This window comes from Nocardia sp. NPDC050710, from assembly GCF_040654375.1.
Taxonomy (GTDB): Bacteria; Actinomycetota; Actinomycetes; order Mycobacteriales; family Mycobacteriaceae; genus Nocardia.
The window spans coordinates 54769-69184 of record NZ_JBFAHV010000015.1 but is presented as its reverse complement, the minus strand read 5'-3'; the positions used below and the strand labels follow the sequence as shown (position 1 = coordinate 69184).

At 66.8% G+C, this 14416-nt stretch carries 15 protein-coding genes; 7 read left to right on the top strand and 8 right to left on the bottom strand.

Annotated elements, in window-relative coordinates:
• The first annotated feature begins 108 nt into the window (after nt 1-108).
• Nucleotides 109-669: a DUF4282 domain-containing protein gene (locus AB0H61_RS23850; RefSeq protein ID WP_357308034.1), complete on the top strand. Its 561-nt coding sequence runs from the start codon at nt 109-111 to the stop codon at nt 667-669.
• A 251-nt stretch (nt 670-920) separates the two neighbouring features.
• Nucleotides 921-1757 (top strand): helix-turn-helix transcriptional regulator, encoded by an 837-nt coding sequence (locus AB0H61_RS23845; protein WP_357308032.1) that lies wholly within the window; start codon nt 921-923, stop codon nt 1755-1757.
• On the opposite strand, the gene AB0H61_RS23840 is transcribed toward AB0H61_RS23845, so the two are convergent.
• Nucleotides 1758-2198 (bottom strand): MarR family transcriptional regulator, encoded by a 441-nt coding sequence (locus tag AB0H61_RS23840; RefSeq protein ID WP_357308030.1) that lies wholly within the window; start codon nt 2196-2198, stop codon nt 1758-1760.
• An 85-nt stretch (nt 2199-2283) separates the two neighbouring features.
• Between AB0H61_RS23840 and AB0H61_RS23835 the strand changes: the two genes are divergently transcribed.
• Nucleotides 2284-3750 (top strand): MFS transporter, encoded by a 1467-nt coding sequence (locus AB0H61_RS23835; protein ID WP_357308028.1) that lies wholly within the window; start codon nt 2284-2286, stop codon nt 3748-3750.
• Nucleotides 3751-3833: 83 nt separating this feature from the next.
• Here the strand turns inward: AB0H61_RS23835 and rfbC are convergent, their stop codons facing one another.
• Together rfbC and rfbA are read right to left on the bottom strand one after the other, a co-directional pair.
• The gene (rfbC, locus tag AB0H61_RS23830; protein WP_357308026.1) at nt 3834-4385 is read right to left on the bottom strand and encodes a dTDP-4-dehydrorhamnose 3,5-epimerase; all 552 of its coding nucleotides are present in this window, start codon (nt 4383-4385) and stop codon (nt 3834-3836) included.
• A gap of 2 nt (nt 4386-4387) precedes the next feature.
• Nucleotides 4388-5260, bottom strand: coding sequence for a glucose-1-phosphate thymidylyltransferase RfbA (rfbA, locus tag AB0H61_RS23825; RefSeq protein ID WP_357308024.1), 873 nt, complete (start codon nt 5258-5260; stop codon nt 4388-4390).
• 224 nt (nt 5261-5484) lie between these two features.
• Here rfbA and AB0H61_RS23820 point away from each other — a divergent pair, with 224 nt between their 5' ends.
• Nucleotides 5485-6477, top strand: a complete 993-nt coding sequence (locus tag AB0H61_RS23820) for an alpha/beta hydrolase (RefSeq protein WP_357308022.1) — start codon at nt 5485-5487, stop codon at nt 6475-6477.
• Between the two features lie 90 nt (nt 6478-6567).
• Here AB0H61_RS23820 and AB0H61_RS23815 read toward each other — a convergent pair whose 3' ends face one another.
• Nucleotides 6568-7434 (bottom strand): alpha/beta fold hydrolase, encoded by an 867-nt coding sequence (locus AB0H61_RS23815; protein WP_357308020.1) that lies wholly within the window; start codon nt 7432-7434, stop codon nt 6568-6570.
• Between the two features lie 210 nt (nt 7435-7644).
• On the opposite strand from AB0H61_RS23815, the gene AB0H61_RS23810 reads away from it, so the two are divergent.
• A complete protein-coding gene (locus tag AB0H61_RS23810) occupies nt 7645-7875 on the top strand; it encodes a helix-turn-helix domain-containing protein (RefSeq protein WP_357308018.1) in 231 nt (76 codons plus the stop codon).
• 123 nt (nt 7876-7998) lie between these two features.
• Here AB0H61_RS23810 and AB0H61_RS23805 read toward each other — a convergent pair whose 3' ends face one another.
• Together AB0H61_RS23805 and AB0H61_RS23800 are read right to left on the bottom strand one after the other, a co-directional pair.
• On the bottom strand, nt 7999-8709 hold the full coding sequence (locus tag AB0H61_RS23805) for a hypothetical protein (RefSeq protein ID WP_357308016.1): 711 nt from the start codon (nt 8707-8709) through the stop codon (nt 7999-8001).
• A gap of 179 nt (nt 8710-8888) precedes the next feature.
• A complete protein-coding gene (locus AB0H61_RS23800; protein WP_357308014.1) occupies nt 8889-9614 on the bottom strand; it encodes a hypothetical protein in 726 nt (241 codons plus the stop codon).
• 305 nt (nt 9615-9919) lie between these two features.
• Between AB0H61_RS23800 and rfbB the strand changes: the two genes are divergently transcribed.
• Nucleotides 9920-10936, top strand: coding sequence for a dTDP-glucose 4,6-dehydratase (rfbB, locus tag AB0H61_RS23795; RefSeq protein WP_357308012.1), 1017 nt, complete (start codon nt 9920-9922; stop codon nt 10934-10936).
• Nucleotides 10937-11014: 78 nt separating this feature from the next.
• Here the strand turns inward: rfbB and AB0H61_RS23790 are convergent, their stop codons facing one another.
• Complete coding sequence (locus tag AB0H61_RS23790; protein WP_357308010.1) at nt 11015-12661, bottom strand: DUF2142 domain-containing protein; 1647 nt, start codon at nt 12659-12661, stop codon at nt 11015-11017.
• Nucleotides 12658-13647 carry a glycosyltransferase gene (locus AB0H61_RS23785; RefSeq protein WP_357308008.1) on the bottom strand — a complete coding sequence of 330 codons (990 nt, stop codon included), beginning with the start codon at nt 13645-13647 and terminating at the stop codon, nt 12658-12660. The genes AB0H61_RS23790 and AB0H61_RS23785 overlap by 4 nt, the downstream gene beginning before the upstream one ends.
• Before the next feature lie 130 nt (nt 13648-13777).
• Between AB0H61_RS23785 and AB0H61_RS23780 the strand changes: the two genes are divergently transcribed.
• Nucleotides 13778-14308: a GtrA family protein gene (locus AB0H61_RS23780; RefSeq protein ID WP_357308006.1), complete on the top strand. Its 531-nt coding sequence runs from the start codon at nt 13778-13780 to the stop codon at nt 14306-14308.
• Nucleotides 14309-14416: the final 108 nt, after the last annotated feature.

Here is a 14416-nt window from a genome sequence, read left to right as displayed (position 1 = left end):
TTCAAAAGATCTTTTGGACTGTCGGGTTCGTCTCAGCATTCGCGCCCTTGCTATGACCGTCGCGGGGCCCCACTTGGCGCTCGCGCGATCGGCGAGGAGGATCACGCCATGACCGATGACCCCAACGGAATCGCGGACGTGGATTCGGGGGAGTACGACACCGAATCCCGTTGGATTGCTTGGAAAGAGTCCACGTCGAAGCGGTTTTCGCGCACCACAACCACGGATGAGGAACCGGCCGAGCCTTTCGAGAGCCCGCGCGCCTTCCGCCAGTGGAGTGCCGAGGCGGCGCGCGGTCTGCTCGACGTGCAATTCCACCGGCCCGTCACCCGGACCCTCTTGCCGCTGGCGTACATGCTCGGCCTGGCTTTCGCGGTTGGCATCCCGATCGCACTGACGGTGCTGATGTGGCAGGTCTCGGCCGTGCTCGGGGTGCTGGCCGCGCTGATCGCGGTACCGCTGGGGTTGACCATCGCGGCGGTGGTGCGCCTGCTGCTGGAGTTCCTGGTGAACGCCTCCCGGTTGGCGACCAGGGTGGAGCACATCAGCGAATTGGCCGACGACCTGTTCCAGGCGCTCTCGGATGTCGCCGAACCGGTCAATCAGCTGTCCGAGGATGTGCGGGCGGTGCAGTTCTGGCGCTTCCGCAAGCGCGGTCCGCGCAAGTAGCGAAACCTTGCCGGATTTCCGGAATCGGCCCATGCCGAACCTGTTTGGCTCCCATGCGACAGTGGCCTGTCTGCGTAACCAAGTGTGCACTATGTCAGATTTACTGTGAAACAATGCTGTTCGGGTGTTCGAGCGACGACCACGGCGCCCGGTAGGGAAGCGTCGCACCGGGGGCACTGGAGGTAGCGCCGGGCAGGCGCACGGCGCGAGGGGGAAGCATGGCTTTACCGCACGGAACGACCGGATCGACCATGCCCCGTCGGCAACTCGGCCGCCATCTGCGGGAGCTGCGCAATCGCGCCAGGATGACAACCCGTACGGCCGCACAGCAGTTGGAGTGGTCCGAGGCCAAGATCTGGCGCATCGAAACCGGGCAGACCTCCCTGCGCAGCCTCGACGTCGAGGCCATGTGCAAGATCTACGGCGCCCCGAGCGATCTCGTCGCTCCGCTGACCGCTCTGGCCCGTGAGACCAAGGCGCGTGGCTGGTGGACCGGGTACAGCGATGTGATCCCCGAGGGTTTCGAGGTCTACATCGGACTCGAGGAGGCGGCCCGGCAGCTGTCGTCCTATGAGAACGAGCTGATCCCCGGATTGCTACAGACCGAGGGCTATATCCGGGCGCTGCTGGTCGCGGCTCGTCCGCAGGCCCCCGCGGCGGAGATCGACCGGCGGGTTCAGCTGCGCATGGCGCGCCAGCAACTGATCACCCGCGCCGACTCGCCCGTGCACTTGGATGTGGTGATCAGCGAGTCGGTGCTGTGGCGGCGCATCGGCGGGCCGGAGGTTCGCACCGAACAACTCGATCACCTGCGGCGCATGGGCGAACTGCCCAATGTGCGGATCCGGGTGGTGCCGACGGAGGGCGGCTATCACGACGGTATGGAGACGGGTCAGTTCGTCATGCTCGAATTCCCCGAGGGGCAGATGGGCGAGCCGCCCGAACCCCCCGTGGTCTACCTCGAGGCATTCACCGGTCCGGTGTACCTGGACAAGGATGCCGAAATCGAGCGGTACCGGAAGGCGTTCGCGACCATCAAGGCGGCCGCGGTGGACGCGCGCGGCCTCATCGAGGACGCGAACGTCTGATTATTTCCAGCTGCGGGCCAGGACGTTCCGATGTGTCGGTAGCGCCTGCTCGTAGATCTCGCGGCCCTTGTCGGTGAGGCAGACGAAGATGGCGCGGCGGTCGTCGGCGCACATGCTGCGCCGGACCAGGCCGTCGCGTTCCAGCCGGGCCACGGCCCGCGACAGTGCGCTCTGGCTGAGGTAGATATCGCCGGCCAGATCGCTCATGCGGTAGTCGCCGCAATCGGCGTCGACCAGCCGGTCCAGCGTCTCGAACTCGCTGAGCCCGATCTTGTGCTGTCCCTGCAGTGCCTTTTCGAGTGCGCAACTCACCGCCGCGTGCCGGTCGAGCAGCTCGCGCCACTCGCCAACCAGCCCGGTCGGCGCTGCACTGACCCGCTCCGACGGCTGTGATCCGCGGAGGGTGCGCTGGGCTGTTTCCGTTGTCGACGGCTTCGACATGGCCCCATCTTAGGCGTTCATGGCGATATATGCAAACGCATTAGATGTGTTGGCATTTAATGCGCACGCATGTAATGTCTCCCGCATGACTTCACCAGCAACGCTCTCGGCCGCCTCGACGGCGACCGATCCGACCGCTTGGTCCGCCCGGCTCTGGGGCATGCTGATCACCCTCTGCATCGTGCTTTTCCTGGACGGGCTCGATGTTTCGATGATCGGGGTCGCCCTTCCCTCCATCGGCGCCGAACTCGACCTGTCCACCTCCACACTCCAGTGGCTGGTGAGCGGGTACGTCCTCGGCTACGGCGGTCTGCTGCTGCTCGGCGGACGCACCGCCGACCTGCTCGGCCGCCGCAAGGTCTTCCTGATCGCACTGGCCGTTTTCGCGGTGGCCTCGCTGCTCGGCGGCCTGGTCAGCTCCGGTCCGCTGCTGATCATCACGCGATTCATCAAGGGTCTGGCCGCCGCGTTCACCGCGCCGACCGGCCTGTCCATCATCACCACGAACTTCCCCGAAGGACCGGCCCGCAATAAGGCCCTGTCCATCTACACCGTGTTCGGTGCGGGCGGCTATTCGATGGGTCTGCTCTTCGGCGGCCTGATGACCGGTGTCGGCTGGCGCTGGACCTTCCTGCTCCCGGTGCCGATCGCGGTGGCCGCGCTGGTGGCCGCCTACTTCCTGGTCCCGAAGGATGAGCCTGTCGAAGAGGGCGGACACGATATCTTCGGCGCCCTGCTGTCCACCTCGGCCATGCTGCTGCTGGTCTACACCGTGGTCTCCGCCCCCGAGGTGGGCTGGGCCTCGGTGCGCACCATCGGCTCCTTCGTGGTGGCCGCCGGACTGTTCGTGGCATTCGTCGCGGTGGAGAAGCGGGTCCGGTACCCCCTGATCCGCCTGGGCATCCTGCGCAAGTCGACGCTGGTGCGGGCCAGCCTCGCGATCATCGCGGTGGCGGGTTCCTACTTCAGCTGGCAGTTCATCGTGACGCTGTACATGCAGGAGTCGCTCGGCTGGTCGCCGCTGAAGCTGGCGATGGCGTTGCTGCCGGTCGGTCTGCTGGTCGTCGCGTCGGTGTTCTTCTCGGACAAGCTGGTCGACCGGTTCGGCACCGGACCGGTCATCGCGATCACCCTGGTTGTGATGGCCATCGGCTACCTGCTGTTCCTGCGGCTGAATACCGAGCCGTCCTACCTGACGGTGCTCCTGCCCGCGGTGCTGCTGATCGGAATCGGATGGGTCGGTTTCCCCGCCATCAACATCCAGGCGACCAATGGCATCGAGGATGAGGAACAGGGTCTCGCCGCCGGCGTGCTCCAGACCTCCATGCAGGTCGGCGCGGCCATCGTGCTGGCGGTGACGACCGCGATCGTCACCTCGGGCGCGCACACCGATACCTCGCCCGCGGGAATGCTCGACACCTACCGGCCGGGTCTGGAATTCGCCGCGGGCGTCTCCATCGTCGGTGCGCTGGTCGCGTTGCTCGCCTTCGTGCCGAAGTTCAACCGGCGCGAGGAGAAGGCTCCCGAACCGGAGCTCGAACTCGTCGGCTGAGGCCCATTCAGCCGACGGGCAAGCCGGACGTCACCGATCCCGCAGACCGGTGACGTCCGGCTTTGTCGTATCGGCAATCCGGCCTATTCGGAGAACGGCGGCGCCACAGTGTCTTTGGGCGAGCGGACGTAGGTCAGCGGCGTGCCGTCGCGGCCTACGGTCGGCCATTCGATCGCCAGCGTCGGATCGAACGCATCGATATCCCGATCGAATTCGGGCGTGTACTCCAGCGAGCACAGGTAGGTGACCGTGGATTCGTCCTCCAGCGAGAGGATCGCATGACCCAATCCCTCCGAGAGGAAGACCGAGCGCCGGTCCACATCGTCGAGCAGCACGCTGTCCCAGCGCCCGTAGGTCGGGGATTCGGGACGCAGGTCGACCACCACGTCGAGGAAGGCGCCCCGCACGCAGGTCACGTACTTCGCCTGGCCCGGCGGATCCTCGGTGTAGTGGATGCCGCGCAGTACCCCGGCCGCGGAGATCGAACAATTCACCTGGTACAGCTCGAACGGCCGTCCCGTCGCCTTCTCGAATTCCGAGGCCTTGAACGACTCGACGAAGGCGCCGCGCTCGTCGCGGAACTGGCGCGGCGTGATCACCCAGGCGCCGGGCACCGCGAGTTCGCGAATCTCCATACTTACCAATCCCGTCCGCGCTCGAGCAGATCCAGTAGATAGCCGCCGTAGCCGGAGCGGACCAGCGGTTCGGCGCGGGCGCGCAGTTCGTCGTCATCGATGAAGCCCATCCGCCAGGCGACCTCTTCCGGCACGCCGATCTTCAGACCCTGCCGTTCCTCGATGGTGCGCACATAGTTGGCGGCGTCCAGCAGTGAGTCGAAGGTGCCGGTGTCCAGCCAGGCGGTGCCGCGGGCCAGCACATCGACCTGCAACCGATCCTGTTCCAGGTAGGCGCGGTTGATATCGGTGATCTCGTACTCGCCACGCGCCGAGGGGCGCAGCGTGCGGGCGATCTCGACGACGTCGTTGTCATAGAAGTACAGCCCGGGGATGGCGTAGTTGGAGCGCGGCGCCTTCGGCTTCTCCTCGATCGACACCGCTCGCCCTTCGGCGAACTCGACGACACCATAGGCGGTCGGGTCGGAAACCCAGTACGCGAATACCGCGCCGCCATCGATGCTCGCGAAGCGGTTCAGGCTGGTGCCGAGGCCGGGGCCGTGAAAGATATTGTCGCCGAGCACCAGTGCGGCGCATTCGGTGCCGATGTGATCCGCGCCGAGGGTGAACGCCCGTGCCAGCCCGTCCGGCTCCGGCTGCACCACATAACTGATCGAAATACCGTATTGCCCACCGTCGCCGAGCAGCCGCCGGAAGGCCTCGGCATCCTCCGGCGTGGTGATCACCAGGATGTCCCGGATACCCGCGAGCATCAGCGTCGAGAGTGGGTAGTAGACCATCGGTTTGTCGTAGACCGGGACCAGCTGTTTGCTCACCCCGCGCGTGATCGGGTGCAACCGCGATCCGGTGCCGCCCGCCAAAATGATTCCGCGCATGCCCAGGAGTCTGCCAGTCTCGCTGTCCTCGGAGTCGGGGAGGTTCCGACTCGCCCACAAATCTATTACGAACGTTTCGTCACCCGGCGCGTCGGGCGATGAATGTTGCGTAGGTCACGGTTGCATGTTGTTCTGAAACGTCACTGTGTTAGATGTCAGCGCCGACATCCGTCTCGGAGTTCTGCCGGTCCGGGCTCGGTGCGCCAAGGTGAGGGTGGTGCGCGATGACTGCGACCGACGTCGGCGAGCTCGGCATGGTGGTGAATCCGGACGGTCCGAGCGTTGCGGCCCGCCTACTGCTCGCGACCTGCCGCGGGGTGGTTCGCCCGATATTGCGGGTCGCGCCGATCACCCGCGCGACCATCCCCATCGGCGCCTTCGCCGTCGACGGTCTGGCCCGGCTGCGCCCGCGGCCACGCGGCATCGATCGGGAACAGGTGACGCTCAGCGGTTTCCGGATGGAGATCATCCGCCCGTCCGGCGCGGCCCGCGCCTTGCGGCACGGCGCGGTGCTGTACATGCACGGCGGGGGATTCGCGATCTGCGGTCTGGAGACGCACCGGCCGATCGCGGCCGCCTTGGCCCGGCGCACCGGACTGCCGGTGCTCAATGTCGACTACCGGCAGCTGCCCGGACGCAGCATCGTCGGGTCGGTCCACGACTGCCTGACCGCCTACCGCTGGCTGCTGCGGCACGGCGCGGATCCGGCGCGCATCGTCTTGGCGGGCGATTCGGCCGGTGGCTACCTCGCCTTCGCCACCGCCCTGCGCGCGATCGAATCGGGTCTGCCCGGTCCCGCCGGGTTGGTCGGCCTCAGCCCGCTGCTGGATCTGGATTATGCGGCCAAGCGGGCATATGTGAATGTCACGCGCGACCCCTATATCCCGCTGTCGGCATTGGAGGCCGTGGTCCGCATCGGCGCCGAGGCGGACGGTGCGCTCGATCCCATGCTGTCGCCGGTCAACGATGTCCTCGCCGGTCTGCCCCCGGTCCTGCTGATCGCCGCGGAGGACGAAGTACTGCGCTACGACTGCGAACTCATGTCCCGCCGCCTCACCGCCGCGGGCGTCCCGAACACCCTGGAGCTCTGGCGCGGCCAAGTGCACGCCTTCATGTCCATTGCCCCCAACCTCCCCGAAGGCCGCGCCGCCCTCGGTCACGTCGCCCGATTCGTCCGCACCTGCCTGGACCGGCAAGAGAAGGCTCGGACGGCCTGACCACGGTCGGCCGGACGAGCCGAAGACCCCGGCCCGGCCCGGCGTACTTTCTGATCAGCATTTCCGGCGCGGAGCCGGGCGCCCTGCGGGTCAGCTGACCGCGTTCCGGAAGTGCGCGGCGGCGGCTTCGGCGGCGGGTTCGATCAGGTGGGGGTCGTCGTAGAAGTCGATCTGCCCGGTCGAGTCCAGCCACAGCTCGGACTTACGCGATATCACGGCGGCGTAGAACGCGCGGGCCCACGGCGGGACCAGGGCGTGCTCGGAGTGCACGAGCAGGAATGGGACCGTCAGCCGCGCGGCCGCCTCCTTGGCATCGAAACCGGCGGTGTGCTCGAAAGATTCGACGGCGAAGGCATTGGTGTAGTTGGGCACCGCGCCGCGCGGGGTGCCGTAGTACTCGAACGCCTCGCGCAGTGGCATCGCCACATCGCCGCTGTCGGCCGCCACCGCCGGGATGGTCTCGGCGAACCCGGTGGCCAATCGGCGCTCCCGCGCGGCCCGCCCGCGCTCCACGACGGCCGGATCGACCACGGCAGTGCCGGGGTAAATCCCCGCCACCCCGGCGAACGCCCGGATCCGCGGATCGTCGGCAACCGCGCGGGCCATGTACCCGCCACCGGCGCAGACGCCCAGCGCCACCACCGGCACCTCCGCCAGTCGTTCGTCGGCTTGCAACGCCGCCACCGCCGCGCCGATGTCCGCCACCTTGCCCAGCGGATCCTCCAATTGCCGCGGCGTGCCCGCACTTTCGCCGAAGGTCCGGTGGTCGATGGCCAGCGCCGCGAAGCCGCGCCGCGCCAGCGCCGCCGCATACACCCCCGCCGCCTGCTCCTTTACCGAGGTCAGCGGACCGGTCGTGACCACCGTGGCGACTGGCGCACCTGCGGGCAGGTACAGCGTGCCCACGAGCCGGTCACTCGCACGGGCGAAGGTGAAAGGAACTGTGCTGATCGTCATTTCTAGTCTTTCTCTGCTCGGATACCGTGGGTTCCCGGTGGAACCGAAGGTAGGTCGCGGCGAGTGGGCCGGATAGAAGGCACTTTCAAGTGCCTACCCCAGGAGGAGAGATGGCGCTGGTCATCCCAGATGTGCTCGAGGAGTCCTGCGTGACCCGGCAGGCCCTCGAGCGATTGGCCGCGAAATGGCGGATCCTGCTGGTCTACGCACTTGCTGGATGGCCCGCACCGGCATGCCGCGCTGCGCCGCAGGCTGCCGGGTATCACCCAGAAGGTACTTACCGAAACACTGCGCGGGATGGCGGCCGACGGGCTGGTCGAACGCCATGTCTACAAGGAATCCGCACCCCGGCACGTCGAATACGCCCTCACCGATTTGGGTAAATCCCTGCAAGTCCCACTCACGGCGATCTGCGGCTGGGCAGTAGCCCATTCCGAGTGAACACACCGGGCGCCATCGCGAGCCAGGTGGAATTGTCAGCACTGCGCGAAGACCCCGCCCTCCCGGGCGGGGTCTTCCGAGGTATTCGGTTGTGCTGTCCGGATTTTCGAACGTCCCCGATTCTTACTTGGCGGGCGGGGTGAACGGCTGGTTGATGGTGGCGAAGTACTGGATCGCCGCACCGATGGCGACCGGGGCGGTCACGAGGATCTGACCGGCCAGGGTGCCGAGGGCGCCGACGGCCAGGATGCCCGCGACGCAGCCGACCGCGGCGGCGGGGATGAACGGACCGAACAGGCCGACGATGGTGGCCGAGGCGACGGTCGCGCCGGCGATGCCGCCGAGGACGCAGCCGAGCGCGCCACCGCCGAGGCCGCCGACCAGGGTGCCGATGGTGGCCCCCATGCTGATGGTGCTGGTCAGGCGGCTCCAGGCCGCCTGTTCGCGGTCGTATTCGGACTTCCAGGGTGCCTTGTTCTCGAAGGGCAGCGCGACCGGCTTGTAAACCGCCTTGTCCATGGACAGCTGCGGGGTCAGGGTCGCCTCACGCCCGGAAACCGCTGCGGCGATGGGGAATTCGAACTCGTCGACGCGGAAGGTCAGCGGGGTGCCCGCGACCACCGTGCCGTCGGTGGCCTTGATCTTCAGTGCACCGTCCTCGACGACGAGGGAACCGGCGTCGGTGGTGATGATGGATTGGCTGTCGGTGGCCTTAGCGGTGAAGTTGATCGGCGCGTCGGCGGGCGCGGCCGGTGCCGCATTGACGGTGCCCGCGGTAGCGCCGAGCGCGGCGATTAACAGCGCGGAAGTAGTGGCAAACTTCTTGATGAACATGTGATGTGGTCCTCTATCAGGTGCGTTAAGCAGGTGGTAGCGACCGGTACTTGAGTTCGCAAACTTCCAGTAACTCGGCCGGGCCGAAGAAAACCCACCCGGTCGTACTCGTCCGGGTGGGTTTCCTGGCTCGAATTGTTCTGTTGTGCGAATTCAGTTGTGCTGGAGAATTATCCGGCTTACTTGGCCGGGGCCGGAGCCGGAACCGCCATCGGCGAGCTGACGGTGGCGAAGTACTGGATCGCCGCACCGATGGCGACCGGGGCCGTGATCAGGATCTGACCGGCCAGGGTGCCGAGGGCGCCGACGGCCAGGATGCCCGCGACGCAGCCGACCGCGGCGGCGGGGATGAACGGACCGAACAGGCCGACGATGGTGGCCGAGGCGATGGTCGCGCCGGCGATGCCGCCGAGGACGCAGCCGAGGGCGCCGCCGCTGAGGCCGCCGACCAGGGTGCCGATGGTGGCGCCCATGCCGATGGTGTCCTTCAGACGGTTGAACGCCGCGAGCTCACGGTCGTACTCGTTCTTCCAGGGGGCCTTGTCCTCGTAGGGCAGGGCGACCGGCTTGTAGACGGCCTTGTCCACGTCGAGCTGCGGGGTCAGGGTCGCGGTGCGGCCGGAGATGTCCGCGGCGATCGGGAGCTCGAAGTCGTCGAGGCGGAACTTGAGCGGGGTGCCGGCGACGACGGTGCCGTCGGCGGCCTTGACCTTGAGAGCGTCATCCTCGACGACGATCGAGCCCGCGTCGACGGTGATGATGGACTGGGTGTCGGTGGCCTTGGCGGTGAAGTTGATCGGCGCATCGGTGGCCGGCGCCGCCGGTGCCGCGTTGACAGCGCCCGCGGTCACGCCCAGGGCGGCGATCAGCAGCGCCGAGGTGGCGGCAAATTTCCTCATCAGCATTTGTTAGGAACCTCGATGTGAAGCGTTCGGAGGGGACTAGACGATCGAAATCTAGACCAGCTAACGCGTGGTGAACCGGTTGTGACCTTTAATTCAAATTTTGTTCACCATCGAGACTCCATGCTCGGTGCGATCTTGGAAACGTGCACGCCGAGCAGGGATTTCAGCCTAGAACCAAACCGGACGCCACATTCTACCCGGGGGTAGTGAGACGAAGGTCACAGTGGACCGCCTGGTCGCTCGACATCGGCTCAGGTGTCGGGCCTCGGTGCCGGAACGGTGCGCGTCCGACGTAAGGTCAAGGGGTGCGATTGCTCGTAACCGGCGGCGCCGGGTTCATCGGTGCGAATTTCGTCCAGCAGACCGTTTCCGAACGGCCCGACACCACCGTTACCGTCCTTGACGCGCTGACCTACGCGGGCAATAAGGCATCACTGGATCCGGTGGCCGACCGCATTGATTTCGTGCACGGCGATATTGCCGATCTGGACCTGGTCGACGAACTCGTCTCCGGCGTGGACGCGGTGGTGCACTTCGCCGCCGAATCGCATAACGACAACTCGCTGACCGAGCCGTGGCCCTTTGTGCAGACCAATATCATCGGCACTTATTCGCTGCTCCAGGCGGTGCGCAGGCACGAGGTGCGCTACCACCACGTCTCCACCGACGAGGTGTACGGCGATCTCACCCCGGACGCGCCCGCGTTCACCGAGACCACCGCGTACAACCCGTCCAGCCCCTACTCGGCCACCAAGGCATCCAGCGATCTGCTGGTGCGGGCCTGGACCCGCTCGTTCGGCGTGCGGGCGACGCTGTCCAATTGCAGCAATAACTACGGCCCCTACCAACATGTGGAAAAGTTCATCCCGCGCCAGATCACCAATCTCATCGACGGAGTCCGCCCCCGCCTCTACGGCGCCGGACATCAGGTGCGCGATTGGATCCACGTCGACGACCACAATCGCGCGGTCTGGGACATCCTGGAGCGCGGGCGGATCGGGCAGACGTACCTCATCGGCGCCGCGGGCGAACTCGACAACAAATCCGTGGTGCGGATGATCCTGGAGGAATTCGGCCGCGACGCCGACGATTTCGACCACGTCACCGACCGCCCCGGCCACGACCAGCGCTACGCGATCGATGCCTCACTGCTGCGCGCCGAACTCGGCTGGGCGCCCCGCTACGGCGATTTCCGTGCCGGTCTGGCCGCGACCATCCGGTGGTACCGGGACAACGAATCCTGGTGGCGCCCGGACAAGGCGAACACCGAACGCGCCTACGCCGCGGCGGGGGAACAGACGCTGGACGCCGCGGGCGAGTAGGGCTGCGCCGCGGGCGGAGGGAATCCGACACCGCCGGGACCGCCGCGCCGCGCGAAGAGCACGTCGCGACGCGCGCGATCAGCCCCAGACGATCGTGTGGTACTTGGCGAGCGCCGCGATCAACGCGATCGTGCTCGCCGTGACCACCGTGACCGCCGGACCCCAGGTCGGCGTCCGGCCCTCGGCGTCGGTGAGCCGCAACGGCATCCAGCGCAGCAGTACCGCGAATCCGACGATTGCCAGCGGCACGAAGTAGCGGCCCTGAACGCCGTCGATGATGTAGTAGTCGACCGGCGTGAACGACATGTACAGCGTCACGTAGATCATCGCGACGCTCGCCGCCACGGTCAGTGCGACAAGCAGGGTGCGCCGGAAAGTGGCGGTGGTCTTGTTCATCCGGTCCGCGGTACCAGTGCTCACCGCGAAGGCGAGCAGGCAGGCCAGCACGGTGATCGCGGGTACGTCGATATAGGCGAAGCCGAGCTCGCCGAAGAATTGGGTGAACCAGCGCTGATCCCGGTACATGATGCTGTCGCCGAATACCGAGACGAAGTGCGGCGGGTCGCTGAGGATTCCGCTCAGCTGATCGCCGGGGCGCACCGAATTCCATTGGTGCTGCGGCCGCATCAGGCCCATACCCTCGCCGGTGGGCGCGGCGATCTTCATCCAGACCGCGAAGACCAGCGCGCCCGCCGCCGCGAAACCCCACGGGATCCAGCGGCGCAGGCCGGTGAAACCGAATCGGTCCGCGGGCACGAGCACCACCAGCATCGCCAGCAGCACATAGGTCGGCTTGCTCACCGGCAGCAGGATCGTGGCGCCGAGCAGTGCGGCTGTTTCTATGCCGCGCAGCCGGTCACCCAGGAAAAGCGCCTTCACCAGCAGCGCCGAGACCAGGATCGCGAGCGCGTTGGTCAGGGTGTCCGCGGTGACTGTGCCCGCCTGGAAGACGGCGATCGGCAGCACCGCGACGGTGAACGCGAGCCATTGCACGCGGTGCGCGCGCAGCGCCCACAGACCGAATCCGACCACCGTGAGATAGGCGAGCAGCCCGGCGAGCCGGGTCGCCAGGATCAGGCCGCCGACATCGAGGCCGAACAGTTCGGCGACCCGGATACCGAGCGCGGCGGGCACATAAGGCACGGGTGAGTAAGCGGCGGTGTTGGTGAACCAGACCGGTTCCTCGGCGTCGGAGACCTCGGCGGCCTTCAGCCGGTCGTAGACGCCGGGGTCGGCCACCATCGCGCCGGGCTCTTCCGGGTTGGTGGTGTAGTCCTGCAACGCGTAGCCCATGAGGTCGGTGACGCTGATCGGCACGTCGCCGCCGTAGGAGATGCCTCGGCTGTCGTAGATCCGTTCCGGCAGGAAGCCGCCGTGCGCGACCTGGTAGGCGCGGCCGAACTGGGTGATCTCGTCATGTCCCCAGAAGGGCGGCGTGACCACCGAGAACACCGCACCGAAGATCGCCGCGACGACGGCGAAGGCGAGGGTGGCCGCGCCGCAGCGGGTCACGATCGGTTCCGCGATCCGACGCAACGAGGCGCGCACGCCGGAGTCCGCGACCGGATTCGGTGCGGTGGCCTCCGTCGTCTTGCCGGGATCGCCGCCGGTGCCGCCCTGATGCGGCGAGGTTTCGGTTCCGCTGTCGGGCACAGCGTGATTCGCGGTGCCGTTCGATTCGGTGGTGCCGTTCGATTCGGTGGTGCTATCCGCGGAGGTGGTCACCGCGTGGCCCCACCGGTCCGCGCGTCACCACCGAGGTCGGCGCTCACGTCATCCGAACTCAGGGCGGAATAGCGCAGGTAGACCAGCCGGGCCGCCTCGTGCCGGGAGCGCCGGATGCCATCCAGGATCAGGCCCGCGGTCCAGGCCAGGCTGCCGAGCAGCAGCAGGGTGAAGCCGAGGAACAGCGTGGGGAAGCGCGGCACCTCGTGGGTGTTGTAGAACTCGATCACGATCGGAATGGTCAGGATGATGGAGACCAGCCAGCTCAGCGTGCCGAACAGCCCGTAGAACGCGACCGGCCGCTCGTGCCGGGCCAGCCCGACGATCAGCGCCAGAATCTTGAAACCGTCGTGATAGGTCCGCAGCTTCGATTCGCTGCCCGCGGGCCGATCCCGGAAACCGACCGGCACCGCGGTCTGCGGCACCCGCAGGTGCAGGGAGTGCACGGTCAGCTCGGTCTCGATCTCGAACTCCCGCGAGACCGCGGGGAAGCTCTTCACGAACCGGCGCGAGAAGACACGGAAGCCGCTGAGCATATCCTCGACGTTCTCGCCGAACACCTTGCCGACCACGCCGTTGAGCACCTTGTTGCCGGTCTCGTGACCCGCGCGGTAGGCCGAGCCGCCCTCGTCCTGCTTGCGCACGCCGAGCACGTGATCGTAGGGGCCGTCGAGCAGGGTCTTGATCATCAGCGGTGCGGCCGACGCCTCGTAGGTGTCGTCGCCGTCGATCATCAAATAGATATCGGCCTCGATATCGGCGAAGGCGCGGCGGACCACATTGCCCTTGCCCTTGGTGTGCTCGTGCCGCACGATCGCGCCGGCGGCGCGGGCACGTTCGGCGGTCTGGTCGGTGCTGAGGTTGTCGTAGACGTAGACGACGATTCCCGGCACGGCGGCCTGTAGGTCGGCGACGACCTTGGCGACCGAAGCCTCCTCGTTGTGGCACGGCACCACGGCGGCAATTCGAAGCTCGGTGGAGTCCACCCGGGTCAATCCTCGATGTCGGCGGTGAATGGGGAACACCGGGAGGGTACAGGGCTGTGACGTACGGCGCTCACTCGGTTCACCCGGCAGTGAGCCGCGTGTATCCAGCGTAGTGGGGTACCGTCGCCCGGTGTCTTACCCCGAGCAGCCCGTGTCAGTCCCCGAGCGGTCCGGCTCCCCGTCCGACGCACCGTCGCTGACCACGAAACTGATCACCGGGCTGCGCCAGGGCGCGGCCTTTCTCGTGGTCGGCGCCATCGGATTCCTGGTCGACGCGGGCACCTACAACCTGCTGGTGTTCTGGGGCGGCGAGGGTGTGCTCTATCACGCGCCGCTACAGGCCAAGATCATCGCGATCGCGGTGGCCACGATGGTCACCTATTTCGGCAACAAGTGGTGGACCTTCTCACACAAACAGACCGATAATCCCGGCCGCGAATACCTGCTCTACGCGGTCTTCAATGTGGTCGCGATCGGTCTGCAACTGGGTTGCCTCGGTTTCTCCCGCTATGTGCTCGACCTGTCGACCCCATTGTCGGACAACATCTCCGGCACGCTGATCGGCCAGATCGTCGCGGTGGTCTTCCGGTACTGGGCATATGACAAGTTCGTATTCACCGGGAAGCCGGATGCGGACCAGGCGTTGCCGCCGCGGTTATAGGCATTCGGCATAGGGTAATAACAGGTCAGGGGTTGGAGCCGGATCCTCGCGTGACCGATGCGACCGGATTATCCAGTTGCTGGACGGGCGGGCGTGGATACGGATTGA